The 22,722-nt window shown below is 61.9% G+C and carries 20 protein-coding genes, 1 pseudogene and 1 riboswitch; of the genes and pseudogenes, 7 read left to right on the top strand and 14 right to left on the bottom strand.

The genetic code is table 11. The features are described 5' to 3' along the window. Positions 1 to 8 precede the first annotated feature (8 nt). Genes PSH84_RS07345 through PSH84_RS07330 form a run of 4 tightly spaced genes read right to left on the bottom strand, consistent with a single transcriptional unit; the run spans position 9 to position 4,065 of the window. On the bottom strand, positions 9 to 527 hold the full coding sequence (locus tag PSH84_RS07345; RefSeq protein ID WP_122567326.1) for a retropepsin-like aspartic protease family protein: 519 nt from the start codon (positions 525 to 527) through the stop codon (positions 9 to 11). After that, the gene (locus PSH84_RS07340; protein WP_122567327.1) at positions 524 to 1,510 is read right to left on the bottom strand and encodes an esterase-like activity of phytase family protein; all 987 of its coding nucleotides are present in this window, start codon (positions 1,508 to 1,510) and stop codon (positions 524 to 526) included. Before PSH84_RS07340 ends, PSH84_RS07345 begins: the two co-directional genes overlap by 4 nt. Next, the gene (parE, locus tag PSH84_RS07335; RefSeq protein ID WP_122567328.1) at positions 1,510 to 3,414 is read right to left on the bottom strand and encodes a DNA topoisomerase IV subunit B; all 1,905 of its coding nucleotides are present in this window, start codon (positions 3,412 to 3,414) and stop codon (positions 1,510 to 1,512) included. Before parE ends, PSH84_RS07340 begins: the two co-directional genes overlap by 1 nt. 42 nt (positions 3,415 to 3,456) lie before the next feature. After that, the gene (locus tag PSH84_RS07330) at positions 3,457 to 4,065 is read right to left on the bottom strand and encodes a YqiA/YcfP family alpha/beta fold hydrolase (protein WP_305482469.1); all 609 of its coding nucleotides are present in this window, start codon (positions 4,063 to 4,065) and stop codon (positions 3,457 to 3,459) included. A gap of 1,040 nt (positions 4,066 to 5,105) precedes the next feature. Between PSH84_RS07330 and PSH84_RS07325 the strand changes: the two genes are divergently transcribed. Then, positions 5,106 to 5,462 (top strand): DUF6124 family protein, encoded by a 357-nt coding sequence (locus tag PSH84_RS07325; RefSeq protein WP_305469452.1) that lies wholly within the window; start codon positions 5,106 to 5,108, stop codon positions 5,460 to 5,462. A gap of 597 nt (positions 5,463 to 6,059) precedes the next feature. Here the strand turns inward: PSH84_RS07325 and cpdA are convergent. The 3 genes and pseudogenes from cpdA to PSH84_RS07310 form a co-directional block, all read right to left on the bottom strand. Next, positions 6,060 to 6,875, bottom strand: coding sequence for a 3',5'-cyclic-AMP phosphodiesterase (gene cpdA, locus PSH84_RS07320; protein WP_122564968.1), 816 nt, complete (start codon positions 6,873 to 6,875; stop codon positions 6,060 to 6,062). A 99-nt stretch (positions 6,876 to 6,974) separates the two neighbouring features. Continuing rightward, positions 6,975 to 7,428: pseudogene (locus tag PSH84_RS07315) on the bottom strand (DUF1249 domain-containing protein). Beyond that, the gene (locus PSH84_RS07310; RefSeq protein ID WP_122564969.1) at positions 7,419 to 8,036 is read right to left on the bottom strand and encodes an NUDIX domain-containing protein; all 618 of its coding nucleotides are present in this window, start codon (positions 8,034 to 8,036) and stop codon (positions 7,419 to 7,421) included. Before PSH84_RS07310 ends, PSH84_RS07315 begins: the two are co-directional and overlap by 10 nt. Positions 8,037 to 8,250: 214 nt before the next feature. Between PSH84_RS07310 and PSH84_RS07305 the strand changes: the two genes are divergently transcribed. After that, positions 8,251 to 8,997, top strand: a complete 747-nt coding sequence (locus tag PSH84_RS07305) for a DUF3298 domain-containing protein (RefSeq protein ID WP_122564970.1) — start codon at positions 8,251 to 8,253, stop codon at positions 8,995 to 8,997. Here PSH84_RS07305 and cytX read toward each other — a convergent pair. Continuing rightward, positions 8,966 to 10,258 (bottom strand): putative hydroxymethylpyrimidine transporter CytX, encoded by a 1,293-nt coding sequence (gene cytX, locus PSH84_RS07300; RefSeq protein ID WP_122564971.1) that lies wholly within the window; start codon positions 10,256 to 10,258, stop codon positions 8,966 to 8,968. The genes PSH84_RS07305 and cytX overlap by 32 nt on opposite strands. Positions 10,259 to 10,429: 171 nt before the next feature. Then, complete coding sequence (gene thiC, locus PSH84_RS07295) at positions 10,430 to 12,319, bottom strand: phosphomethylpyrimidine synthase ThiC (protein ID WP_305482468.1); 1,890 nt, start codon at positions 12,317 to 12,319, stop codon at positions 10,430 to 10,432. A 161-nt stretch (positions 12,320 to 12,480) separates the two neighbouring features. Beyond that, a riboswitch (TPP riboswitch) is annotated at positions 12,481 to 12,586 on the bottom strand. A gap of 158 nt (positions 12,587 to 12,744) precedes the next feature. Between thiC and PSH84_RS07290 the strand changes: the two genes are divergently transcribed. Continuing rightward, positions 12,745 to 14,184, top strand: a complete 1,440-nt coding sequence (locus PSH84_RS07290; protein ID WP_305482467.1) for a TolC family outer membrane protein — start codon at positions 12,745 to 12,747, stop codon at positions 14,182 to 14,184. A gap of 132 nt (positions 14,185 to 14,316) precedes the next feature. Here PSH84_RS07290 and waaA read toward each other — a convergent pair whose 3' ends face one another. Then, positions 14,317 to 15,591 (bottom strand): lipid IV(A) 3-deoxy-D-manno-octulosonic acid transferase, encoded by a 1,275-nt coding sequence (gene waaA / locus PSH84_RS07285; protein WP_305482465.1) that lies wholly within the window; start codon positions 15,589 to 15,591, stop codon positions 14,317 to 14,319. Between the two features lie 22 nt (positions 15,592 to 15,613). After that, complete coding sequence (locus tag PSH84_RS07280) at positions 15,614 to 16,504, bottom strand: LysR family transcriptional regulator (RefSeq protein WP_060739451.1); 891 nt, start codon at positions 16,502 to 16,504, stop codon at positions 15,614 to 15,616. Between the two features lie 103 nt (positions 16,505 to 16,607). Here PSH84_RS07280 and PSH84_RS07275 point away from each other — a divergent pair, with 103 nt between their 5' ends. The 4 genes from PSH84_RS07275 to PSH84_RS07260 all read left to right on the top strand — a co-directional run bounded on the left by PSH84_RS07275 (position 16,608) and on the right by PSH84_RS07260 (position 20,131). Beyond that, positions 16,608 to 16,940, top strand: coding sequence for a DMT family transporter (locus tag PSH84_RS07275; protein WP_003197153.1), 333 nt, complete (start codon positions 16,608 to 16,610; stop codon positions 16,938 to 16,940). A 206-nt stretch (positions 16,941 to 17,146) separates the two neighbouring features. Beyond that, complete coding sequence (locus tag PSH84_RS07270; protein WP_305482464.1) at positions 17,147 to 18,322, top strand: NAD(P)/FAD-dependent oxidoreductase; 1,176 nt, start codon at positions 17,147 to 17,149, stop codon at positions 18,320 to 18,322. After that, positions 18,319 to 19,131, top strand: a complete 813-nt coding sequence (locus tag PSH84_RS07265; RefSeq protein ID WP_305469445.1) for an aldo/keto reductase — start codon at positions 18,319 to 18,321, stop codon at positions 19,129 to 19,131. Before PSH84_RS07270 ends, PSH84_RS07265 begins: the two co-directional genes overlap by 4 nt. Positions 19,132 to 19,165: 34 nt before the next feature. Next, a complete protein-coding gene (locus PSH84_RS07260; RefSeq protein WP_122564977.1) occupies positions 19,166 to 20,131 on the top strand; it encodes a metal ABC transporter ATPase in 966 nt (321 codons plus the stop codon). A gap of 2 nt (positions 20,132 to 20,133) precedes the next feature. Here the strand turns inward: PSH84_RS07260 and PSH84_RS07255 are convergent, their stop codons facing one another. The 3 genes from PSH84_RS07255 to PSH84_RS07245 form a co-directional block, all read right to left on the bottom strand. Beyond that, positions 20,134 to 20,940 (bottom strand): hypothetical protein, encoded by an 807-nt coding sequence (locus tag PSH84_RS07255; RefSeq protein ID WP_122564978.1) that lies wholly within the window; start codon positions 20,938 to 20,940, stop codon positions 20,134 to 20,136. A 72-nt stretch (positions 20,941 to 21,012) separates the two neighbouring features. Further along, complete coding sequence (locus PSH84_RS07250; RefSeq protein ID WP_122564979.1) at positions 21,013 to 21,717, bottom strand: hypothetical protein; 705 nt, start codon at positions 21,715 to 21,717, stop codon at positions 21,013 to 21,015. Positions 21,718 to 21,722: 5 nt separating this feature from the next. Continuing rightward, complete coding sequence (locus PSH84_RS07245) at positions 21,723 to 22,697, bottom strand: glycosyltransferase family protein (protein ID WP_305482463.1); 975 nt, start codon at positions 22,695 to 22,697, stop codon at positions 21,723 to 21,725. Positions 22,698 to 22,722 lie beyond the last annotated feature (25 nt).

Raw genomic sequence — 22,722 nt, 5'->3', positions numbered from 1 at the left:
GGGCCTCATCAGTTCGTTGTCTGGCGCAGCAGCATGGTGCCGTCGCGCTGGGTAAATTCAAGTTTGTTCAGGGCGCTCATGCCCAGCAGCACTTGCGTGCCACCCAAGCCTGGCGCCACCAGGGCACGGACATCGCGCAAGACTATGTCACCCAATTGCAGCCGGTCGATGCGGGTACGGTAGCCCTCGCTCAAACCGTTGGCAGTACTCAATGTCACGCCGAAACCTTTTTCCAGCTTGAGGCGCTCGGCCAGCTCCACCGGAATCGCCACGTCGGTGGCACCGGTGTCGAGCATGAAGTCCACCGGCTGGCCGTTGATCTGGCCGCTGGCGACGAAATGCCCCTGTTGATTGCCGACCAGCTTCACCTCGATAAAACCTTCACCTCTTTGCGAGTACACCTGGGTATTGGGGTTTTGCTGGCGCTGCTCCCATTGGGCAAAAAACCGCGTTGCCAGAAACAGCGCCGCGCACCAGGCCAATATCATCAATACCCGGCCGGCGCGCTTGCCCGGCGGCTGACTCATGGCGAGGTGCTCCAACCACTGTCCGGCGCGGCGAAGCGCCAGATGATCGGCCGCGTTTCGCCGTCGGCGCGGGCGCCATCGTTGTTGTCCAGCCCAATCCAGGCGCCCTCAGCGTCCACTACCAACGCTTCGGCCAGGCCATAGGCCTGTGCGTAACGACGGTTATCCTGCAACGCCTCGGCGGCGAACGACCAGCAACGTTCCACCTGGGCGGTCTGCGGGTCACGCCGGCAGATCTGGTAGGCGTTGCGTTCCAGGGTAAACAGCTTGCCATTGAACAATGACAGGTCGGCGAAATCCCGCGAAACCGCCTTGGCCTTGGGGAACTGTGCCGGCTGCATTTCCAGCCCCGCTTCGCTCAGCAACACGCAATTGCCATCGCAGTCCCACACCGTTTGCTGACGCTTGATCAGCAGCAGGCCGCGGCGTTCGCGCTCCGCCGCCAGCCACAATTGATCACCAGCCGGGTTGACCGCCAGGCCTTCGAACAAGGCATTGAAATGCAGCAACATGCCACTGCCCCGGGCCTGACGGATCAATGTTGGGGCGATTTTCAACCAGGACGCAGGCCCCGACGACGGCACCTGCAGCACAGCGGCGTGGGACTCACTGATCACATAACGATTGCCGGCGCTGTCACAGCTGATGCCTTCGAAATCCAACTCACCACCGCGCAAGAACGACGCCGCCCAGGTTCGCGACCTCAAGCCCCAGGGCAAACCGCTGTCCGGCACCTGCGGCACCTCGATTTCAACCACCTCGGCCTGCCAGACCGGCGCCTCGGAGGGCACGAGCCGATAGATCCGGTCGTCGTCACGATCGGACACCATCCACATCTCGCTGCCGCAGAACGCCAGCCCGGACAGGTTGCCACCGCGCATGCCCTCGATGGCATGCTCGGACAGCAGCTTCAGTTCCGGCGCAGGCCCTGCGATTACCACCCCCGCCCACAGCCACAACGCCAGGGCGAAACCGTTGCGCATCAGGCCAGCACCTCGGCCAGGTCCCCTTTGGATTCGAGCCAGGACTTGCGGTCGCCGGCGCGTTTCTTCGCCAGCAACATGTCCATCATTTCCGAGGTCGCTTCGAAATCATCCAGGGTCAACTGCACCAGGCGGCGAGTGTTTGGATCCATGGTGGTTTCACGCAGCTGCGGCGGGTTCATCTCGCCCAGACCCTTGAATCGGGTGACCTGCGGCTTGCCGCGTTTCTTCTCGGCCACCAGGCGATCGAGGATGCCGTCGCGCTCGGCTTCGTCCAGGGCGTAGTAGATCTCCTTGCCCAGGTCGATGCGGTACAGCGGCGGCATCGCCACGTAGACGTGACCGGCGTCCACCAGCGGGCGGAAATGCTGGACGAACAAGGCGCAGAGCAACGTGGCGATGTGCAGGCCGTCGGAGTCGGCGTCGGCGAGGATGCAGATCTTGCCGTAGCGCAGCTGGCTCATGTCTGCGGCGCCCGGATCGACACCGATGGCCACCGCGATGTTGTGCACTTCCTGGCTGGCCAGCACTTCGCTGCCGTCCACTTCCCAGGTGTTGAGGATCTTGCCCCGCAGCGGCAGGATCGCCTGGAACTCCTTGTCCCGCGCCTGCTTGGCCGAGCCGCCGGCGGAGTCACCTTCCACCAGGAACAGCTCGGAACGCATCGGGTCCTGCCCGGCGCAATCGGCGAGCTTGCCCGGCAAGGCCGGTCCCTGGGTGATGCGCTTGCGCTCGACCTTCTTGCTGGCCTTGAGACGCCGGCCGGCGTTGTTGATCGCCAACTCTGCCAGGGCCAGGCCGGTTTCCGGGTTGGCGTTGAGCCACAGGCTGAACGCGTCCTTGACCACCCCGGAAACAAACGCCGCCGCTTCGCGGGACGATAGGCGCTCCTTGGTCTGGCCGGAGAATTGCGGTTCCTGCATCTTCATCGACAGGACAAAGGCGATGCGTTCCCAAACGTCTTCCGGCGCCAGCTTCACGCCACGGGGCAGCAGGTTGCGGAACTCGCAGAATTCGCGCATGGCGTCGAGCAAGCCTTGGCGCAGCCCGTTGACGTGGGTGCCGCCCTGGGCCGTGGGGATCAGGTTGACGTAGCTTTCCTGGACGCTTTCGCCGCCTTCGGGCAGCCACAACAGCGCCCAGTCCACCGCCTCCTTGTTACCGGCCAGGCTGCCGCAGAACGGCTCGTCGGGCAGGCGTTCGAAACCGCTGACCGCGTCCACCAAGTAAGAGCGCAGACCGTCTTCGTAATGCCACTCGACTTTCTCGCCGGTGGCCTTGTCCTCGAAGCTGACCAGCAGCCCCGGGCACAACACGGCCTTGGCCTTGAGCACATGCTTGAGGCGGCTGACGGAAAACTTCGGTGAATCGAAATACTTCGGGTCCGGGGCGAAATACACGCTGGTCCCGGTGTTGCGCTTGCCGACGGTGCCCACCACTTCCAGCTCGGTGGCCTTGTAGCCGTCGGCGAAGGTCATCTGGTATTCATTGCCGTCACGCTTGACCCGCACCCGCACCTGGGTCGACAAGGCGTTGACCACGGAAATACCCACCCCGTGCAAACCGCCGGAGAACTGGTAGTTCTTGTTGGAAAACTTGCCGCCGGCGTGGAGCTTGGTGAGGATCAGTTCGACACCCGACACACCCTCTTCAGGGTGAATGTCCACCGGCATGCCGCGGCCGTCATCGCTGACTTCCAGCGAGTGATCGGCGTGCAGGATGACCTGCACCGACTTCGCATGCCCGGCCAAGGCTTCGTCGACACTGTTGTCGATGACTTCCTGGGCGAGGTGGTTCGGCCGACTGGTGTCGGTGTACATGCCGGGGCGCTTGCGCACCGGGTCGAGGCCCGAGAGGACTTCGATGGCGTCTGCGTTATAAGAGCTAGCGCTGGGAGTGGCCATGGGGTCTCGTCGTCAGTGTTCAATGAAAAAGGGGCGATGGGCTCACAGCGACGTGAAGTCGATCGCCTGGTACAAATCGGCGCCAATGCCGGCAAAACTCAACAGCGCCGGCAACTGCTGGGCAAACCCTTGGAAACTGTGGTCGCCGCCGGCCTGGATGCGCAAGGCACAGGCGCGGTAATACTGCTGGGCGTGGCGATAATCCAGCGTTTCGTCACCGGTTTGCAACCATACCTGATACCGCTGTGGATCCCGGGGCGCCGGCACTTCCAGCTCGGCCAGGGCCGTGACGTGGTCGTGGGTCAATTCCCAGGTTTCGTCGGTGTACAAATTCTTCTGCGTGCCCAGGTAGCCGTCGAACATCCGATGTGGGCTGACGGCCGGATTGACCAGCAGGGCCTTGAGGCCGTGGCGCTCGGCCAAGTGAGTCGCATAGTAGCCGCCGAGCGAGCTGCCGACCAGCAGCGGCCGCCCCAGTTGCGCAATCGCCTGCTCCAGCTGACCGATGGCTTCGCGGGGGTGGTGATGCAAGGCGGGCACCTGTAATTGGTCGCTCAGGCCAAGGCGTGCCATCACGTCGACTAGCTGACAGGCTTTGGTCGAGGCTGGGGCGCTGTTGAAGCCGTGGATATAAAGGATCGAACCCGACATTGCCGACTCCCTGGGTGTTGGGCAAAGGCCGGAGTTTACAGGGAGTTTGTGGGGGTTTGGGGGATTTGACCGTCTTGTTGTCGCCGATGATCAGTCAATCACGGTGCCTGTGGGAGCAAAGCTTGCTCGCGATGGCGGCCTTACAGCCGGCCAGGATGTTGTTGACCGGGTACATATCCATTGCTGCGGTAACGGCTGCTTATGGTTCCGCCCTGACGGCGGGTCACTTTCGAAAAGCGCGAAAGTAACCAAAGCGCTTCTGCCCCACCACTCGGCACCTCGCCTAGGCTCGGTGTGCCCTCACTCCGGCATTGCTCCGTGGGCCCGCCGCGAAGGGCCATCCATGGCCCAGCGCGGCTATCCCGGCATCCATGCCGGGATGCCCACTCCACAATGCCTGCGTTCGGCCATCGTGGTTAACGGGGCGCCGAGATCAACGTCCACCCCACCACGAGGCGGCCTGATAGCCGACCTGGCTCTTGCGGGGGGTACACCCATCAGACTTGTTTGAGCTGGACCTGTGGGAGCAAAGCTTGCTCGCGAAGGCGGCGGCACATTCAGCATTGATGCAAGCAGACCCACCGCTATCGCGAGCAAGCTCGGCTCCCACAGGGATCGGCGGTGGACACTGATCGTATAAACGACCAAAAACCTGTGTGGGAGCGAGCTTGCTCGCGATGGCGGCCTGACAGTCGACCAAGGTTTGTGGGAATGGTCGGACACCCCTCCGGGCTGCATTAGATTTTTCCGACGAGCTCTGGCGGTTGCCGGGTGGGAAGGGTTGTCGCTAGTCTTTTCCCGTCGCTGCAAATTCAGCGGCCGGGCCTGGAAACCCGATGAGTAGAAGGCATATCAGCGAATCACGTGAGATACTGCGGCGCTTTGAGCGTTCAGTTCTGCGTTATGGTGGCTGTGCGCGGGAGACTTTCGAGTCTGCCGGGTTTTCCTTCTACCTTGGTTTTCCAGCCCGCGCATAGCTGCCACCCTCTCGCCTGGAAACGGGAGATGGCGGTTCCACTACGCAAAGAAGGATATGCATCATGTTCAAAGCCACACCCAATCCCCCCGAAACCGATCCCTCATCAGCCCACGCCGGGCTCGATCCCCAAAAACTCGATGAAGCCGCCAAGCGAGCCATCGACCATTACCTCGACCCCAAGCCCGTACCCAAGAAGAAACAACCCTCAGGCCCATTGTTCTCTGTCTCGGAGGACGCGGATACCGAAACCCTCCTAGCCAACCTCAGCGAAACCCTGGCCTCCGCCAACGCCATGCTCGGCGACTTGACCTTCGACCTGGAAGGTTCGCGTCGGCATTTCGCCCTGGGAGTCCAGCAGATGATCGAGCTCAGTGAGTTGTTGGCGAACCGGGTGTTGGACATCGTCGATCCGCGCTAACGTCGAGCGGGAGCACTTAGGTGTGTCATTCAACATTGATGTTGCCTGACCCGACGCCTTCGCGAGCAAGCCCGCTCCCACAATCGGATCGGGGGTATAACCGGAGAGCCAGGTCGGCTGTCAGGCCGCCTCGCGAGCAAGCTTTGCTCCCACAGGTCCAGCTCAAACAAGTCTGATGGGTGTACACCCCCGCAAGAGCCAGGTCGGCTATCAGGCCGCCTCGTGGTGGGGTGGACGTTGATCTCGGCGCCCCGTTAACCACGATGGCCGAACGCAGGCATTGTGGAGTGGGCATCCCGGCATGGATGCCGGGATAGCCGCGCTGGGCCATGGATGGCCCTTCGCGGCGGGCCCACGGAGCAATGCCGGAGTGAGGGCATGCCGAGCCTAGGCGAGGCACCGAGTGGTGGGGCATGAGCGCTTTGGTTACTTTCGCGCTTTTCGAAAGTGACCCGCCGTAAGGGCGGAACCATAAGCAGCCGTTACCGCAGTAATGGATATGTACTCAGTCAGGCCGCCATCGCGAGCAAGCTCGCTCCCACAATTGGATCGCAGTATAGCCGTGAGAAATAGGCCGGCTATCAGGCCGCCTCGTCCTCAGTAACCGTTGGACTCATAGTCCGGGGTAAACGCAAACCCAACCACCCGCTCAACCCCCGTCTCCAACCGCCCATCCGGCAAGAGCCGCAACCACCGATACCCCGGCGCCTGCGAGCCCACCGCAAAATCCTCACTCCCCGGCTCAAACTGAATACAAGTCGAAGGCGAAGCCAACAAACGAACCCCCTCCCGCACCCGATCAACCTCCTGATGCACATGCCCCCACAACACCGCCCGCACCTGGGGAAACCGATCCAACACCGCAAACAACGCCTCCGGATTACGCAACCCGATCGGCTCCATCCACACACACCCAATCGACACTGGATGATGATGCAGACACACCAGATGATGCCGCTCCGGCGCCTCGCTCAAGGCATTGGCCAACAGAATCAACTGCTCCTCAGCCAAAAACCCCGGCACCGAACCTGGAACGGCAGAATCGAGCATCGTCACCCGCCAATTGCCAATGTCCACCACCGGATCGAGCAACGTACTCTTGACCGCCGCCTCAAGCATCACCTGCGGCTCATCATGGTTACCGGGAATCCACCGCGCCGGCGCATCGATTCGCGCAGTCAACTGCCGAAACGCCGCGTAGGATTCCAGCGTCCCGTCCTGGGACAAATCCCCAGTGGCAAGCATCAGGTCAATGTCCGGCTGCTGCTTGAGCACCAAATCAATGACCGCCCGCAAACTGTCACGGGTCTTCATGCCCAGCAACGAGGCATCGGCCTCGGCGAACAAATGGCTATCGGACAGTTGGACCAACAACGCCGCATCGGCCGTGGTCAAGCTGGATACGCTCGGCAAATCGCTTTCTCCCAGGCGCAATCACGCCGTTGCATGAAGCCGCAATTATGCTGGGGGATGATCGAAAGGGGAAACCCGCGAACCGGAACCGGTTCACAACTACCGAACGACTTCGAACTCGTGACCCAGCGCCAGGCAATGACTCAACCACTCGCCCAGGAACAGGTTCAACTGGGCCTTTTCATCCGGCTGGTGCATCGAGGCATTGGGGTAAGGATAGATGCCACGAAAGCGTCGTGCATGTTCGGCGCTGACAACTTCGGCCATGCGCGCGTCGTGATAGACCTGCACTTCCAACTGCGGCACCGGCAACCAGGGCAGGCTGTGCTCCTGACGAACCTGCAAGGTGGTGGTGTAGGGACAGGTCTGCAGCACTTCCAGGGCCAGCACGCCGAGCATCTGGTCGCCGTGGGTCACGGCGATGCGGCGCGGCAACGGGTCGTTGCGCATGTCCGGCAACAAGGCGCATCAAGCGGGCGTAGTTGGCCTCGCAGGCGGCCTGCAACCCCACCAGATCGACGCGATAGCGGTCGCGCAGTTTGTTCAGGACCATAGCCCCCTCACTTCATCGCGATTCAAGGCCAGCCATTGCAAGGCAATGATGCTGGCCGCGTTGCAGATACGTCCGTCGCGCACGGCTTGCAAGGCATCCTCAAAAGCCCAGACCTTCACCCGAATGTCCTCGGCTTCCTCCAGAAGGCCATGCAGGCCGCCTGCCCCCGTGCTGTCGCAACGCCCCAAGAACAAATGTACGAACTCATTGCTGCCGCCCGGCGATGGAAAATATTGGGTCATCGGCCAGAGCGCAGCGAAGACAAGCCCAGCTTCCTCCTGCGCCTCGCGATGAGCAACTTCTTCCGGTTGCTCGTCCTTGTCGATCAGCCCGGCCACCAGCTCCACCAGCCAGGGGTTGGTGGTCTTGCCAATGGCGCCCACGCGAAACTGCTCGATCAACACCACTTCATCGCGCTGCGGATCGTAGGGCAGCACACACACCGCGTCATGACGCACGAACAGTTCACGGCTGATCTCACGGCTCATGCCACCGGCAAACAACTCGTGGCGCAGGACGAGGCGGTCGAGCTTATAGAAACCCTTGAAGCACGTTTCACGCTTGACGATGTCCACGGTGTTCGGTGTGGCGTTGGCGAAGTCGGTCATGACAATCCTCGTGTGCAATGGATCAATACGAGGTTCCAACCTCGGCTTCGCGCCATCCTAACGCGCCCGTACCCTTTGATGCAGCCCCTTTCCGGTGATCGGGATGGACGGCTGCGCTGAAAATCACTCTAATGAGCTTAGTGGCGAACTGATTGCCTTGCCGACAGTCGAAGCGGGTAACTTTTTGCCTTTCCGTGTTTCATGAAGGACGCCCATGTCGCTTTTCAAAACCGCCTCCGTGGCTGCCATTGCCCTGACCTTGGGCGCTTGCCAAAGCCTGTTCCAACCCAACTATCGCGCACCGCTGGAGACCACCCGCGACGCGTCGGAACAATTGCAACAAGGTTGCGCCAGCGCCGACTGCCCATTGGTGAACATCGATACTCTGCATTTTCCCACCGAGCCTGCCTTGGACGGCATCGTCGAAAAACGCCTGCTGCAAATGACCCGCACCACGCCGGACGCTCCGGTGGCGCCGACGCTGGCGGCCTATCGCGAGCAGTTCCTGCGCAACGCCGCACCACGCAACAGCAGCTACTTGCAGGCCAAGGTACGCGAGCAACATGACGGCCTGGTGATCATCGAACTGTCCAGCTACCTGGACACCGGCGGTGCCCATGGCACGCCGGGTCGCGGCTTCATCAACTATTCGCGCCAGCAACACAAGGTGCTGACCCTGTCGGACATGCTGCTACCGGGCCAGGAAGAAGCGTTCTGGAAAGCCGCCCAGGTCGCCCACAACAGCTGGCTGATCAGCACCAAGTTGGATCAGGAGCCCGAGTTCCTGAAACAGTGGTCCTTCCAGAAAACCCCACACATCGCGCTGACTTACGGCGGAGTGATCCTCAAGTACGAAGTGAGCACCATCGCGCCGTACGCCTTGGGCCACATCGAACTGAAGATCGCCTATCCGCGCCTCAACGGCATCCTCAAGCCCGAGCTGTTCCCCGGCCGTAGCTGAAAGCCCGGCCCAGCAACAGTTGCAGTAACCCTGCCAGGATCAACGATGGCAGGGTTGCACCGACGTCCGGATAGAAGTTGGCCAGCAGGTGATAAGTACTCACCCCACCCAACCAGGCCAACAGGGCCGGCCAGCGCAACGCGGCTGACACCCCTTGGCTGCTGCGCTTGCGCAGGATGAAGTGATCCACCAGCACCACGCCGAACAGCGGCGCGAACACCGATCCGATCAGCAACAGGAAGTTCTGGTATTGCGCCAACGGTGCAAAGCAGGCGATCAAGGTGCAGATGACGCCAATCGCCAAGGCCAGGTGCTCGACTTTCAGCCCCGACAGCATGCCGCTGGACACCGCCGCCGAGTGAATGTCGGCGAAGGCGTTTTCCGACTCGTCCAGCAGAATCAGCAGCAGCGGAATGCCCAACCCGGCACCGGCCAGGGCCAGCAGCAACGCATTGACCTCACCGCTCGGAGCAAACGCGAGGGTGTAGGCAACGCCCAGGCTCATCAGCCAAAAGTTACCGATGAAGAAACCCAGCGCAGTGCCGCCAAACACATTTTTGGCGCGTTTGCCAAAGCGTGAATAGTCGGCGATCAGCGGCAACCACGACAGCGGCATCGCAATTGCAATATCAAACCCCACCGCCAACGGCATCGAGCCGTCGCCCGCCTGGGCCCACAGCGCCGCCAGGTCAGCCTTGGCGAACAGGTTCCAGGTCAGCCAGATGCAGGCCGCCAGCAGCAGCCAGATGCCCCACTTGCGCAGGACCTTGCGCACGAACGTCAGTGGTCCACTGACCGCGAGCAAGGTCGCCAGGGCGCCGAAGAACAGCGTCCACAGCAACGGATTCGAACCCAGGCTGCCTTCGCTGAAGGCGCGTGCACCGAGCAGGCTGGCCGCGTCACGCATGACGATGATTTCGAACGAGCCCCAGCCGATCAGTTGCAGCAGGTTCAACACCGCCGGCACGCTCGCGCCCTTGCCGCCGAGGCTGAGCTTGAGGGCGGCCATGGCCGACAGGCCGGTGTCGCTGCCGATCACCCCGACGGCTGCCAGCAGCAGGACGCCCACCAGCGTGCCGAGGAAAATCGCCAGCAGCGAACCACTCAGACCCAGGCCCGGCGCGAGCAAGGCGCCGACCTGCAAGACCATCAGGCCGATGCCGAGGGAGAACCACAGGGAAAACAGGTCGCGGGCGCCGAAGACGCGTTTGTCCAGGGGGACTGCGGCGTCGGGGGAATAGGTGCTGGGTTGGATGTTCAAGAGTTGTTGTCTCAGAGGGATATTTGTTGTTTTTTTGGCCGCTATCGCGAGCAAGCTCGCTCCCACAGAGGATCAACGGTGCACACAGACTTTGCGTCCACAGTAGATCCCCTGTGGGAGCGAGCTTGCTCGCGATGACGGCGGTGAAAACACCGCCGCCTTCAGCTCACATCACACTTTCTTGTAAAGCTGACTACCTTCCTTCTTGAACCGCTCAGCCTGCTCCGCCAAGCCCTGGGCAACCTCGACATCCACCGCTTCAATGCGCTGGTTGGCGGCGTACTCGCGCACTTCCTGGGTGATTTTCATCGAGCAGAATTTCGGCCCGCACATCGAGCAGAAATGCGCGACCTTGGCCGAGTCCTTCGGCAAGGTTTCGTCGTGGTACGAGCGGGCGGTGTCCGGGTCCAGGCCGAGGTTGAACTGGTCTTCCCAACGGAACTCGAAACGCGCCTTGCTCAAGGCGTTGTCGCGGATCTGCGCGCCCGGGTGGCCCTTGGCAAGGTCGGCGGCATGGGCGGCGATCTTGTAGGTGATGATCCCGGTCTTCACGTCATCCTTGTTCGGCAGCCCCAAGTGTTCTTTCGGGGTTACGTAGCAGAGCATGGCGCAACCGAACCAGCCGATCATCGCCGCACCGATGCCGGAGGTGATGTGGTCGTAGCCCGGCGCGATGTCGGTGGTCAGCGGGCCGAGGGTGTAGAACGGCGCCTCGTCGCAGCACTCGAGCTGCTTGTCCATGTTCTCTTTGATCAACTGCATCGGCACGTGGCCCGGGCCTTCGATCATGCATTGCACATCATGCTTCCAGGCGATCTTGGTCAGCTCGCCGAGGGTTTCCAGCTCGCCGAACTGCGCTTCGTCGTTGGCGTCGGCAATCGAGCCCGGACGCAGGCCATCGCCCAGCGAGAAGCTGACGTCGTAGGCCTTCATGATTTCGCAGATGTCTTCGAAGTGGGTGTAGAGGAAGTTCTCTTTGTGGTGCGCCAGGCACCACTTGGCCATGATCGAACCGCCACGGCTGACGATACCGGTGACGCGCTTGGCGGTCATCGGCACATAGCGCAGCAACACGCCGGCGTGGATGGTGAAGTAGTCGACACCCTGCTCGGCCTGTTCGATCAGCGTGTCGCGGAAAAGCTCCCAGGTCAGGTCTTCGGCCACGCCGCCGACTTTTTCCAGGGCCTGATAGATCGGCACGGTGCCGATCGGCACCGGCGAGTTGCGAATGATCCACTCGCGGGTTTCATGGATGTGCTTGCCGGTGGACAGGTCCATGACCGTGTCCGAGCCCCAACGGATGCCCCAGGTCAGCTTCGCCACTTCTTCTTCGATGGACGAACCCAGCGCGCTGTTGCCGATGTTGCCGTTGATCTTCACCAGGAAGTTACGGCCGATGATCATCGGTTCCAGTTCGGTGTGGTTGATGTTGGCGGGGATGATCGCGCGGCCACGGGCGATTTCGTCACGCACGAATTCCGGAGTGATGACTTTCGGCACGCTGGCGCCGAAGCTGTGGCCGGCGTGTTGCTGGTCCAGCAGGCCGGCGGCGCGGGCCACTTCCAGTTTCATGTTTTCGCGGATGGCGACGTATTCCATCTCGGCAGTGATGATGCCTTTGCGCGCGTAGTGCATCTGGCTGACGTTGGCGCCCGGTTTGGCGCGACGCGGGTTGTTCACGTGGGCAAAGCGCAGCTTGGTCAGCTCGGGGTCGGCCAGGCGCTCCTGGCCGAAGTTGGAGCTCAGGCCCGCCAGGCGCTCGGTATCGCCACGGGCTTCGATCCACGGCGAACGCACGTCGGCCAGGCCTTTGCGCACGTCGATGATCACATTCGGGTCGGTGTACGGGCCCGAGGTGTCGTACACCACCACTGGCGCGTTGATTTCGCCGCCGAAGTCGGTGGGGGTCACGTCGAGGCTGATTTCGCGCATGGGCACGCGGATATCCGGGCGGCTGCCCTGGACATAGATTTTTTGCGAGCGGGTAAAGGGCTGAACCGATTGCTCATCGACCTTGGCCGAATCACTGAGGTTGATCGCGTTTTTTGATTTTGTCGTCATCACGGGCTCTCCAGACACACATCCAGGCAGTGGATTTTTGTCGGAGCGAACCTGTAACGAATGGACGCGTCCCTGCACGAAAGTGCGGACGCTGTGCTTGCTGCTCGAGCGCGTTCAATGGTCGAACGACATCCCGGACGAAGCACAAGAGGACTCGCCGGGTGACGAGAAATCTTGTTCCCTACGCAGGCGCTAACCTGATCAGGTTCAACGGGATCCGAAATTATTCGATCTCAGCCTCATAGCAAGGCACCCCGACAAGAACCCGGCCAGTCTAGACACAACTACCAGAGAACGCCATCGCCAGGGCAAAAGGCGTGATGAATGGCGCATATACAGGATTGTTGCCATGCCGTCGCGCAACTACACTCGCTACGCCGCGCGCCTCTTATGCGCATTCTCATTAGTGAATTAGGGATAGCCTCATGCTGCGCAAACTCTCACTGGCCCTGGCCGTGTCTTGTGCGTCCAACGCCATGGCCTGGGCCGCCGAAGCGCCCTTGACCACCAAAACCGATCTGGTGAGCGTGTATCAGGAAGCGGTGGACAACAACGCCGATCTGGCCGCTGCCCGCGCCCAATATGGCGCCCAGAAGGAAGTGGTGCCCCAGGCCCGCGCCGGGTTGCTGCCCAACCTCTCGGCCGGTGCAGACTTGAACAACACCCGTACCGAACTCGACCAGCCGGCGATGACCGCCACCCGCAGTTCCACGGTCTACCAGGCCACGCTGTCCCAACCGATTTTCCGCGCCGACCGCTGGTTCCAGCTCCAGGCGGCAAAGTCCGTTGACGAACAAGCGTCGCTGCAACTGTCGGCCACTGAACAGAACATGATCCTGCAAAGCGCCGAGAGCTATTTCAACGTGCTGCGCAGCCAGGACAACCTGGCCTCGACCAAGGCCGAGGAAGCGGCGTTCAAGCGCCAGCTCGACCAGTCCAACGAACGTTTCGACGTCGGCCTGTCGGACAAGACGGATGTACTGCAATCCCAGGCCAGCTACGACACCGCACGCGCCAACCGGATCCTCGCCCAGCGCCAGGTCGAAGACGCCTTCGAAGCCTTGATCACCCTGACCAACCGCCAGTACAACTCGCTCCAGGGCATCGTCCACACCTTGCCGATCCTGCCGCCGACGCCGAACGATGCCAAGGCCTGGGTCGACACGGCGGCCAAACAGAACCTCAACCTGCTGGCCAGCAACTACGCCGTCGATGCCGCCGAAGACACACTGCGCCAACGCAAGGCCGGCCATGCGCCGACCCTCGATGCGATAGCCCAGTACAGAAAAGGCGACAACGACGGCCTCGGTTTCACCAACCCGAGCCCCACCGGCCAGCGTTATGGCGGCGATGCCGAGCAACGCACCATTGGCCTGCAACTGAGCATCCCGATCTACAGCGGCGGGCTGACCAGTTCCCAGGTGCGCGAGTCCTACTCGCAGCTCACCCAGACCGAACAGCAACGCGAAGGCCTGCGTCGGCAGGTGGTGGAAAACACCCGTAACCTGCACCGTGCGGTCAACACGGACGTGGAGCAGGTCCAGGCCCGGCGCCAGTCGATCATCTCCAACCAGAGCGCGGTGGAAGCCACGGAAATCGGCTATCAGGTGGGCACCCGCAACATCGTCGATGTGCTCGACGCCCAGCGCCAGCTGTACACCTCGGTGCGCAACTACAACAACGCCCGCTACGACTACATCCTCGACAACCTGCGCCTCAAGCAGGCGGCCGGGACGTTGAGCCCGGCGGACCTGCAGGACCTGTCGCGCTACCTCAAGCCCGACTACAACCCCGACCGCGACTTCCTGCCGCCGGACCTGGCCCAGGCGGCAGCGCAGCAGTTGCGCTCGCGGCCGGCGCAGTAACCCCTCGGAGGGAAGCCCTGCCAGCAACATCCTGTGGGAGCAAGGCTTGCCCGCGATGAATACAACTCAGTCTCCCTGGAGCCGGAGCGTTTGCATCGCGAGCAAGCTTTGCTCCCACAGATATTCAGTCGCTCAATCAATCAACCGCCCCAACGCCTCCAGCAACCGCTGCAACGCGCCCTGATTGCGGCGCATCACCGCAAGCCCCGCCTCGGCCATGCGCTGGGCATCCCGAGGCAGTTCGAACAGGCGCTGGATCGCCAGGGCCAGGCTTTGGGCATCGTCCACTTCCGCCAGCGCCCCGGCAGCGCGCAGTTGCGCGGCGATTTCGAGGAAGTTGAACAGGTGCGGCCCACTCAGCACCGGTTTCGCCAGGGCCGCCGGTTCGAGCAGGTTGTGCCCACCGTTGGGCACCAGGCTGCCACCGACAAACGCGCTGTCGGCCAATGCGTAGAGAAACAACAGTTCACCCATGGTGTCGCCGAGCAACACCGAAGCCTGGGCGGTAACCGGTTGGCCGCTGGAGCGCCGCACCGTGACCAGACCTTCGTTGACACACAACTGGTGCACGGAGTCGAAGCGCTCGGGATGACGCGGCACCAGGATCAGCAACGCTTCGGGATAACTGTCGAGCAGCCGACGGTGGGCGGCCAGCACCACTTCGTCTTCACCTTCATGGGTACTGGCGGCGATCCATACCGGACGCTCGGAGGCCTGCCACTGGCGACGCAAGGCGCTGGCGTCCTCGAGCAGTTGCGGGTCGATGGTCAGGTCGAACTTGATGGAGCCGGTGACCTCGACGGTTTCCGCCCGGGCGCCCAACTGGCGGAAACGCTCGGCTTCGGCTTCGGTCTGCACGGCGAACAGGCTCATCTCGGCGAGCATGGGCCGGGTCAGTTTGGGAAAACGTGCATAACCCCGCGCCGAACGCTCCGACAGCCGAGCGTTGGCCAAGGCCACGGGAATGCCGCGCCTAGCGCACTGGTGAATGTGGTTGGGCCACAGCTCGGTTTCCATGATCACCGCCAGGGACGGGCGCACCCGATCGAGAAAACGCTTGGCGGCGCAAGGCAAGTCGTAAGGCAGATAGCAATGCTGGATGCGCGGCTCGCTGGCGAACAACGCCCGGATCCGCTCCGAACCGGTGGGCGTCATGCAGGTGACGGTGATCGGCAGCTGTGGATAACGTTGCAGCAAGGCGCGGATCATCGGCGCGGCGGCAATGCTCTCGCCCACCGACACCGCGTGCACCCAGATGCCCCCCGGCACCATGACCGGCAGCCCCCGAGAGAACCGCTCGCCAATGCGCCGGGCATACGCTGGCGCCTTGCGGGCCCGCAGCCACAGCCGAATCGCTACCAGTGGCAGCCCCAGATAAAACAACGCGCTATAGAGAGTTCTGTTCATGGCGGCGGAGTTTATCGGGTTTTCAGCCGATCGCCTGCAACTGCACGGCAAAACGTTCCGCCAGCCAACGGGCCGCCGGCCCCAGGGGTTCGTCGCGGCGCCAGACCAGTTCCACCACCAGGGCCGGCGGCGTCCATTCGCTGCTGAGTTCGACCATGTCACCCAGGTACGCCGGGTATTGCACCACGTGCCGTGGCAGCCAGGCCCAGCCCAGGCCACTCCTCAGCCATTCGGCCAGCACATAGAAACTGTCGGCCCGCCAGACCTGCGGGCTGGCCTGCTCGCTGCCGGGATAGACGCTGGACTGGGTCGCCATCAACAACTGACGGTGCCGGGCCATTTCCCGGCAGGTCACATAACCATGGTTCGCCAGGGGATGATCCCGGCCGCACACCGTGACCATTTCGACGCTGCCCAGTACCCGGCGCTCCAACGCTTCGGGTATCTGGTCGTGATAGAACAGCAAGCCGAGGTCGGCGCGTCGTTCCACCAGTTTGCGCGCCACATCGCCCTGGGCGGCGCTGGCCAGTTGCACTTCGAGGGTGGGAAATTGCTCGGCCAGGGCCGCCAGGCTGTCGATGACCGGTTGATAGGGCATGGCTTCGTCCTGGGCCAGGCGCAGCGACGCTTCCTGGCCGCGCATCAAGGCCAGGGCTCGACCATTGAGGCGCTCGCACTGGCGCAGCACTTCCCTGGCCTCTTCGAGCAGGGCTTCACCCGCGTCGGTGAGCCTCGGCTGACGGCCGCTGCTGCGCTCGAACAGGCTCACCCCCAAGTCGTCTTCCAGCAAGGCGATCGCACTGCTGATGGCCGATTGCGCCTTGCGCTGGTCCCGGGCCACGGCGGAAAACGAACGTTTCTCGGCGACCCCGACAAACAGCCGCAATTGTTCCAGGTTCCACTGTACGTTCATGGCTCAACCTATCTCTATTACAGATAGGTAATGACTTTACCGCATCTGGGCGATCTCTAGAATGGCCCCATCGAAAGACGCAACCGTCAAAGAGGAACTGCCCATGAACGCCTACTACTACCTGGCCATCGCCATCTGCGCCGAAGTGATCGCCACCGTTTCGATGAAAGCGATCAAGGGCCTGAGCACACCCCTGCCCTTGCTGCTGGTCATCGTCGGCTACGGCACCGCGTTCTGGATGCTGACGCTGGTGGTGCGCACCGTACCGGTGGGCGTGGCCTATGCGGTCTGGGCCGGACTGGGGATCGTCATGGTCAGCGTCGCGGCGCTGTTCATCTACGGGCAGAAACTGGACGTGCCGGCGATGCTGGGGATGGCGCTGATTGTGTTGGGGGTGGTGGTGATCCAGCTGTTTTCCAAGACGGCCGGGCACTGAAGACACGGCTTAATAGGGCTGAAAATACATGTGTGGCAAGGAGGAATCTGTGGGAGCAAGGCTTGCCCGCGATGAAAACGACGCGGTCTCTTTGGAACCGAGGCGCCTGTATCGCGAGCAAGCTTTGCTCCCACAGGTTGAGCGGCGAAAACTCCACTCATCGAGTCTGTATACTGCGCCCTCGTCTTGAACACTGAGGTCGCTGCATGCCATCCGTTATTTCCACCGACATCCTGATTGTCGGCGCCGGAGTCGCCGGCCTCTGGCTGAACGCGCGCCTGCGCCGCCAGGGGTTTTCAACCGTGCTGGTGGAAAGCGCCAGCCTCGGCGGCGGGCAGAGTGTCAAATCCCAGGGCATCATCCATGGCGGCGCCAAGTACGCCTTGCATGGCGCCCTGACCGGGGCCTCGGAAGCCATCGCCGACATGCCGCGCCGCTGGCGCGAAGCCCTGAAGGGTGAAGGTGAGCTGGACCTGTCCGGCGTGCGCATGCTGTCCGATGCCCATTACCTCTGGTCCCCCGGCACTTTGGCCGGCAACCTCACCAGTTTCTTCGCCAGCAAGGCCGTGCGCGGGCGGGTCGACCAGGTCAAGGGCGAGCAACTGCCGCCGGCCCTGCAAGACAAGCGCTTCAAGGGCAAGGTCTATCGCCTGGCCGAACTGGTGGTGGACGTGCCCAGCCTGATCGCACGCCTGGCGGAACTGGCTGGCGACAGCCTGCTGGCCGGGCAGCGCATCGAGCCACTGCGCGAAGCCGGTGAGCTGGTCGGACTGAAGGTCGACGACCGCGAGATCCGTGCCCAGCGCATTATCCTCAGCGCGGGCGCTGGCACCGCCGACCTGCTCAACGCCCTGGGCCTGGACAAACCGGCCATGCAGACCCGGCCGTTGCACATGGTCCTGGCCAAGGGCCCGAGCCTCAAGCCGCTTTACGCCCATTGCCTGGGCGGCGGACCGAAGCCACGCGTCACCGTGACCACCCATCCCGCCGCCGATGGCCAATGGGTCTGGTACCTGGGGGGCGACCTCGCCGAAGGCGATGCCATCGCCCGCGAGCCCGCCGAGCAGATCGCCGTCGCCCAGAAAGAACTTGGCCAACTGCTGCCGTGGATCGACCTCAGCACTGCGCAATGGGCCACGCTGCGGGTTGACCGCGCCGAACCGTTGCAGTCGGGCCTGACCCGCCCGGACAACGCCTTCCTCGCCGAGCAGGATCGCCTGCTGGTGGGCTGGCCGACCAAGCTGGCCTTGGCGCCGTACTTCGCCGATCGGGTGGTCAAAGCGCTGCAACGCGACGGCATCCAGCCCAGTCATCCGGCCCCGCTGCCGGATCTGCCGAAGCCGCCCATGGGCGTGCCTGCCTGGGAGCAACTGCTGCCATGAGCCAAGCGACCCTGCATGACCTCTATCGCCCCCTGGGCCATAACGGCCCGCGGGTTTCCCCCCTGGGCCTGGGCACCGTCAAGCTGGGCCGCGACCAGGGCGTCAAATACCCCAACGGTTTTCAGATTCCCGATGACGACGAAGCGCGCATGTTGCTCAAGCTGGCGCGCGACCTGGGTATCAATTTGATCGACACCGCGCCGGCCTATGGCCGCAGCGAAGAACGCCTCGGCCCGCTGCTGCGCGGTCAACGCCAGGACTGGGTGATTGTCAGCAAGGTCGGCGAAGAATTCAGCGACGGCCAGTCACGCCACGACTTCAGCGCCGCCCATACCCGATTCTCGGTGGAACGCAGCCTCAAGCGCCTGGAAACCGATTATATCGACCTGGTCCTGGTGCATTCAGACGGCAACGACCTGGCGATCCTCAACGACAGCGAGGTCTACCCGACCCTGGCGGCGCTCAAGCGCGAGGGCAAGATCGGCGGCTTCGGTTTTTCCGGCAAGACCGTCGACGGCGGCTTGAAGGCCTTGGAGCAAGGCGATTGCGCGATGGTCACCTACAATCTGAACGAACGAAACGAGAAGGCGGTCATTGACTACGCCAGCGAGCACGGTAAAGCGATCCTGGTGAAAAAAGCCCTGGCCAGCGGCCACGCCTGCTTGAGCCCCGGGGTAGACCCGGTTCGTGCCAGTTTCGAACTGTTGTTTGAGCATCCCGGGGTCGCCAGTGCTATTGTCGGCACCATCAATCCGCTGCACCTCGCCCATAACGTCGCGACCGTAGCCAAGGTCCTGCGTAAACACTGACGCCGCCCTACGCGGCCTTAAGGAAGGAGCCGACATGCCGCGTACGCTCATCAGAAAGAACCCGAGTAACTTCAAGACCCTGCCCCTGCTCGTCGAAGCGACCCCTGAAGGCCTGACTTACCAGAGCGTCGGGATGCCGCTGAATTTCGCCCAGACCTTGCAGCGCCGCCGCCCTGTTGCGGTGGCCGATACCGAGCGTTTTTCCCTGGAGCTGGCCAACCTGGGCGTCTCGGTGCGCCTGACCCTGCATTGGCAGAACCGCGATTATTGGGTACTGGTGCGCCAGCGCCGGCAGGATCGCGGCGATGTGGTGCTCAAGCTGATTTCCGGCTACGTCCCGGCCCACGAACTGAACCTGCCGCTGCTCACCGCCATCAGCGAAATTGCCGAGGAATGCCTGCTGGAAACCCCTGAAGGCTGGCTCGGCGGACGCTTCAACGATACCTGGCTACCAGCCCCCTACGCCACCGCCCTGCATTACCGCGAAGCCTTGCCGTTTCGCCTGACCCCCCTGTCGGGCTCGGCCCGCCCGGTGCGCAGCGCCAACCTGCAACTGATCGAGCGGCCACGGGCCTACGTGCACCTGCCGACGGCATCACTGCAATTGATCTATGACTTGCGCCTGGATGTGCCCAAGGAAGCCAAGTCCCTGAGCCTGTTTCACGTCGATGAGCGCCTGGAGGGCGACCAGTTGGTAGCGCGCCTGGACCGCAAGCGACCGGACCTGTACCTGATGCCGCTTGAAGACGGCAAGCCGATCGGAGAGCTCTATACGCTTAAACGTGATCAGTTGATCGCAGCCAGTACCCGAGGCCTGCACCTGGCTGAAAGCTTCGCCAGCCAAGAGGGCTGGGTAGTTCGCGACGAACGCATCCGCTGGAAGGATTGGCTCGTGAAACAAGGCTTGGAAGTGCACAAGCCTCGTCGCCAGGGCCTGACCAACTTGCACAAAAAAGCCATGGGCCTGATGCGCATGGTTCGCGGGACACTACACAAATAGCGTCAGCTGGAACGTCGTTTATCCAGATAAGTTCGCCACCGTGCAAACAGATGGAAATAACGATTTTCACGCTTGCCCATGCCACGCTTGGGCGAGAACGACTCTTCGGCGAAGGTGCCATCGATTCGTACCCGCGACGCCGTGGTCGGCAAGGTGCAAACCTTCACCTTTGCTTGTTGCAACGCGTATTTGAGCAGCCGCTCGGAATGCAGCTTCCGCCCTGTCGCCTCGCAAAAATCGAAAATACGTTCGATACGCTTGCCATAGGCTGGGTAGGCATCCCGTCCGCAAATAGCGAAACGGTCGTTCAAGCCCCCCCACCATTGCCAGTCCGGAATGTAGGCATTCAATCTGCGTGCATCAGGGTGAGCGAACACATACGCCGGAAGCGCGGTGTGGTAGAAATTGTCAGGACGCACAAACACGACGAAATCCGGATCGAACGGTTCTATCATGGCCGTCACGGCATTCAGGGAATTGAGCTGGTAGATCAGGTTTCTGAGTGAGGCGTGCTCATCTCCCCAGGTATCGCCCAGGGACTTGACCCGCTCGAAGTCCCAACGTTCCAGGACGCCCTCGGTGGAGTCGAGGCGACCGGTCATGGTGGTGAACGGTGCATAATTGTCCGCTTTCAGTTCACCTTGCTCCCCCGAGCGCGGGTTGCGGATTTCATCGATTTTGTACAGATGATAAAAACACTGCACCTCGCTCCCGGCAGGAATGTGTGCCAGGACGTTTTCTCGAATAGAGGGGAAACAGATCTCCGAGTTTCTCGGGATACCAAAAAAAGCCAGCGCAACTTTCAACACGCATCCTGCCCTTGTCGTAAAAAAGAATTGCCCGGCGGCATCGCATCAGGCGGCTCAACGTGCCAATGCGACTCAAGGGCGACGAAACCACCTTTGCCACCAACGGCAGCGTTGCAACGGCACAACAGTTACATCGGCCCCGAGCAACCACTGACGTTCATACTCCCAAGCGTGCCCGCTCCAGAACTTTCCCGCCTCGTTGGAAAAACCCAAGGTCACTATTTGGTAGTGATAACCTGCATGGCCGCGCAACCAATCGAACAGTACCAGCGCATTGAAGCCCGTCGAAGGACCGACATAGCGCTTGCCACCCTCCCGGTTGACCGGGTAGTTCCACAAAGGGGGTAATGGCATGCGCTCCCAATACAAGGTCACGCCCGGCAGTGGCGACATATTCCCGGTGCACCCCACCAACATTGTGAAGCAGCGTGCGTCGGGCAAGCCGAACAATCGCTGCACCTCGGCGTTGTAGGGCAGGCCGAAGAAATAGGCGTCGGGGGCATTGAAACCATGGACGAACACATTGACGCTGTGGGGACTGAGCAGTGCCGACTTCACGCAGGTGTTGAAAGTCACGACCACGTCGTCACTGCCGATGTCGAGTGCCTGGAAGTCGCTTGCAGTGATGGCTGGATTATTGGCCACCAGCACCACCCGCGAGGCCCTTTCCAAGCAGTCCTTCAACGCCTGGGGCAAGGCCCCCATCAGCGATTGATGCCCCCCAGGCAATTTGTCGAGCGCCATTTCGTCACTGATTTGAGGAACACGATCGGCCATGTCGCTTACCCCGGCACCTTCATGCCATAGCGCAGCTTGACCCATCCGCGAGTGAGCGCCGACGGGGCTTGCCAGGGACGCATTTCACGCTGGATTTCCTCGGCCAGAGCCCGCCCGACACGCGCAAACGAATAGCGGCTCTCGGCGAAGGCTTGGCCATTGCGGGCGATCCGCGCAGCCAGTTCCGGATCACGCTGCAAAAGCTCCAGCTTCTGCACGGCCTCGTCCTCGGAGCGATAGAAAACGGTGTTTTCCATGTCCTCAAAACCCAGCAATTGATCTTCCTCGCCCTGGCTCCAGGCCAATAACACGCAACCGCAGGCCATGGCCTCGAAGTTCTTGATCATGAACTCCCCCATGCCCAGGTCGGCGCTGACAAAAATCTTGATGCGATTGAGTGTTTCCAGATACTCGCGCCCCGACTGAGTGCGCGTCACAAGCATGCCGGTGCGTTGTACCAGGGATTCAAGCAGCGCTTTGCGTTGAGCATATTCAGTGCTCTTGAGACTGCCGAGAAAACCAATGGGGATATCGCGGACACTGTCGGTATTGCGCAGCATCCGCTCGTCATAACCTTTGGAAACGAACACCGCATCGATGTCTTCGGCTTGCATCCGGCGAGCCACCAAAGCCCCGGACACCAAGGCGCGGCAGCTGGGCAAGCGGCGATACAAACGCGAATAGACACCCTTGTATTTACTTTCGCGCATGTAGTTCTGATAAGCGTCGTGCTCAAGGAAGATCAGTCCCGGAATACACTTCAATACGTTCAATTGTGGGGCCAGGCGTTTGACCCGCGAAAAAATCACCACCCGATCGAAATCTTCGTAATTGACCGAGGCCAGGAACCGGCCGAGCTTCTTTTGCTGCTGCTTACTCAAGCGATAGATCGTGCAGTCGTCGCAGTTCTCTCGCACGACTTCATACAGTCGATCGAGGATCACCCTCTGTTCATCCATAACCAGGAGCATGACTTTCATAAGTTAATTAACCACGAACCGAAAC

The organism is Pseudomonas beijingensis (assembly GCF_030687295.1).
Lineage (GTDB): Bacteria > Pseudomonadota > Gammaproteobacteria > Pseudomonadales > Pseudomonadaceae > Aquipseudomonas > Aquipseudomonas beijingensis.
This window is presented reverse-complemented; position numbering and strand designations above follow the sequence as displayed.

What these genes read in the sequence shown, in the direction of transcription:
- PSH84_RS07275 (WP_003197153.1), top strand. Translation starts at nt 16,608, where the DNA reads ATGAACGCCTACTACTACCTGGCCATCGCCATCTGCGCCGAAGTGATC.
- waaA (WP_305482465.1), bottom strand. Translation starts at nt 15,591, where the DNA reads ATGAACAGAACTCTCTATAGCGCGTTGTTTTATCTGGGGCTGCCACTG.
- PSH84_RS07250 (WP_122564979.1), bottom strand. Translation starts at nt 21,717, where the DNA reads ATGGCCGATCGTGTTCCTCAAATCAGTGACGAAATGGCGCTCGACAAA.
- PSH84_RS07345 (WP_122567326.1), bottom strand. Translation starts at nt 527, where the DNA reads ATGAGTCAGCCGCCGGGCAAGCGCGCCGGCCGGGTATTGATGATATTG.
- PSH84_RS07330 (WP_305482469.1), bottom strand. Translation starts at nt 4,065, where the DNA reads ATGTCGGGTTCGATCCTTTATATCCACGGCTTCAACAGCGCCCCAGCC.
- PSH84_RS07265 (WP_305469445.1), top strand. Translation starts at nt 18,319, where the DNA reads ATGAGCCAAGCGACCCTGCATGACCTCTATCGCCCCCTGGGCCATAAC.
- PSH84_RS07305 (WP_122564970.1), top strand. Translation starts at nt 8,251, where the DNA reads ATGTCGCTTTTCAAAACCGCCTCCGTGGCTGCCATTGCCCTGACCTTG.
- PSH84_RS07340 (WP_122567327.1), bottom strand. Translation starts at nt 1,510, where the DNA reads ATGCGCAACGGTTTCGCCCTGGCGTTGTGGCTGTGGGCGGGGGTGGTA.
- PSH84_RS07290 (WP_305482467.1), top strand. Translation starts at nt 12,745, where the DNA reads ATGCTGCGCAAACTCTCACTGGCCCTGGCCGTGTCTTGTGCGTCCAAC.
- parE (WP_122567328.1), bottom strand. Translation starts at nt 3,414, where the DNA reads ATGGCCACTCCCAGCGCTAGCTCTTATAACGCAGACGCCATCGAAGTC.
- thiC (WP_305482468.1), bottom strand. Translation starts at nt 12,319, where the DNA reads ATGACGACAAAATCAAAAAACGCGATCAACCTCAGTGATTCGGCCAAG.
- PSH84_RS07245 (WP_305482463.1), bottom strand. Translation starts at nt 22,697, where the DNA reads ATGAAAGTCATGCTCCTGGTTATGGATGAACAGAGGGTGATCCTCGAT.
- PSH84_RS07325 (WP_305469452.1), top strand. Translation starts at nt 5,106, where the DNA reads ATGTTCAAAGCCACACCCAATCCCCCCGAAACCGATCCCTCATCAGCC.
- PSH84_RS07280 (WP_060739451.1), bottom strand. Translation starts at nt 16,504, where the DNA reads ATGAACGTACAGTGGAACCTGGAACAATTGCGGCTGTTTGTCGGGGTC.
- PSH84_RS07260 (WP_122564977.1), top strand. Translation starts at nt 19,166, where the DNA reads ATGCCGCGTACGCTCATCAGAAAGAACCCGAGTAACTTCAAGACCCTG.
- PSH84_RS07270 (WP_305482464.1), top strand. Translation starts at nt 17,147, where the DNA reads ATGCCATCCGTTATTTCCACCGACATCCTGATTGTCGGCGCCGGAGTC.
- PSH84_RS07310 (WP_122564969.1), bottom strand. Translation starts at nt 8,036, where the DNA reads ATGACCGACTTCGCCAACGCCACACCGAACACCGTGGACATCGTCAAG.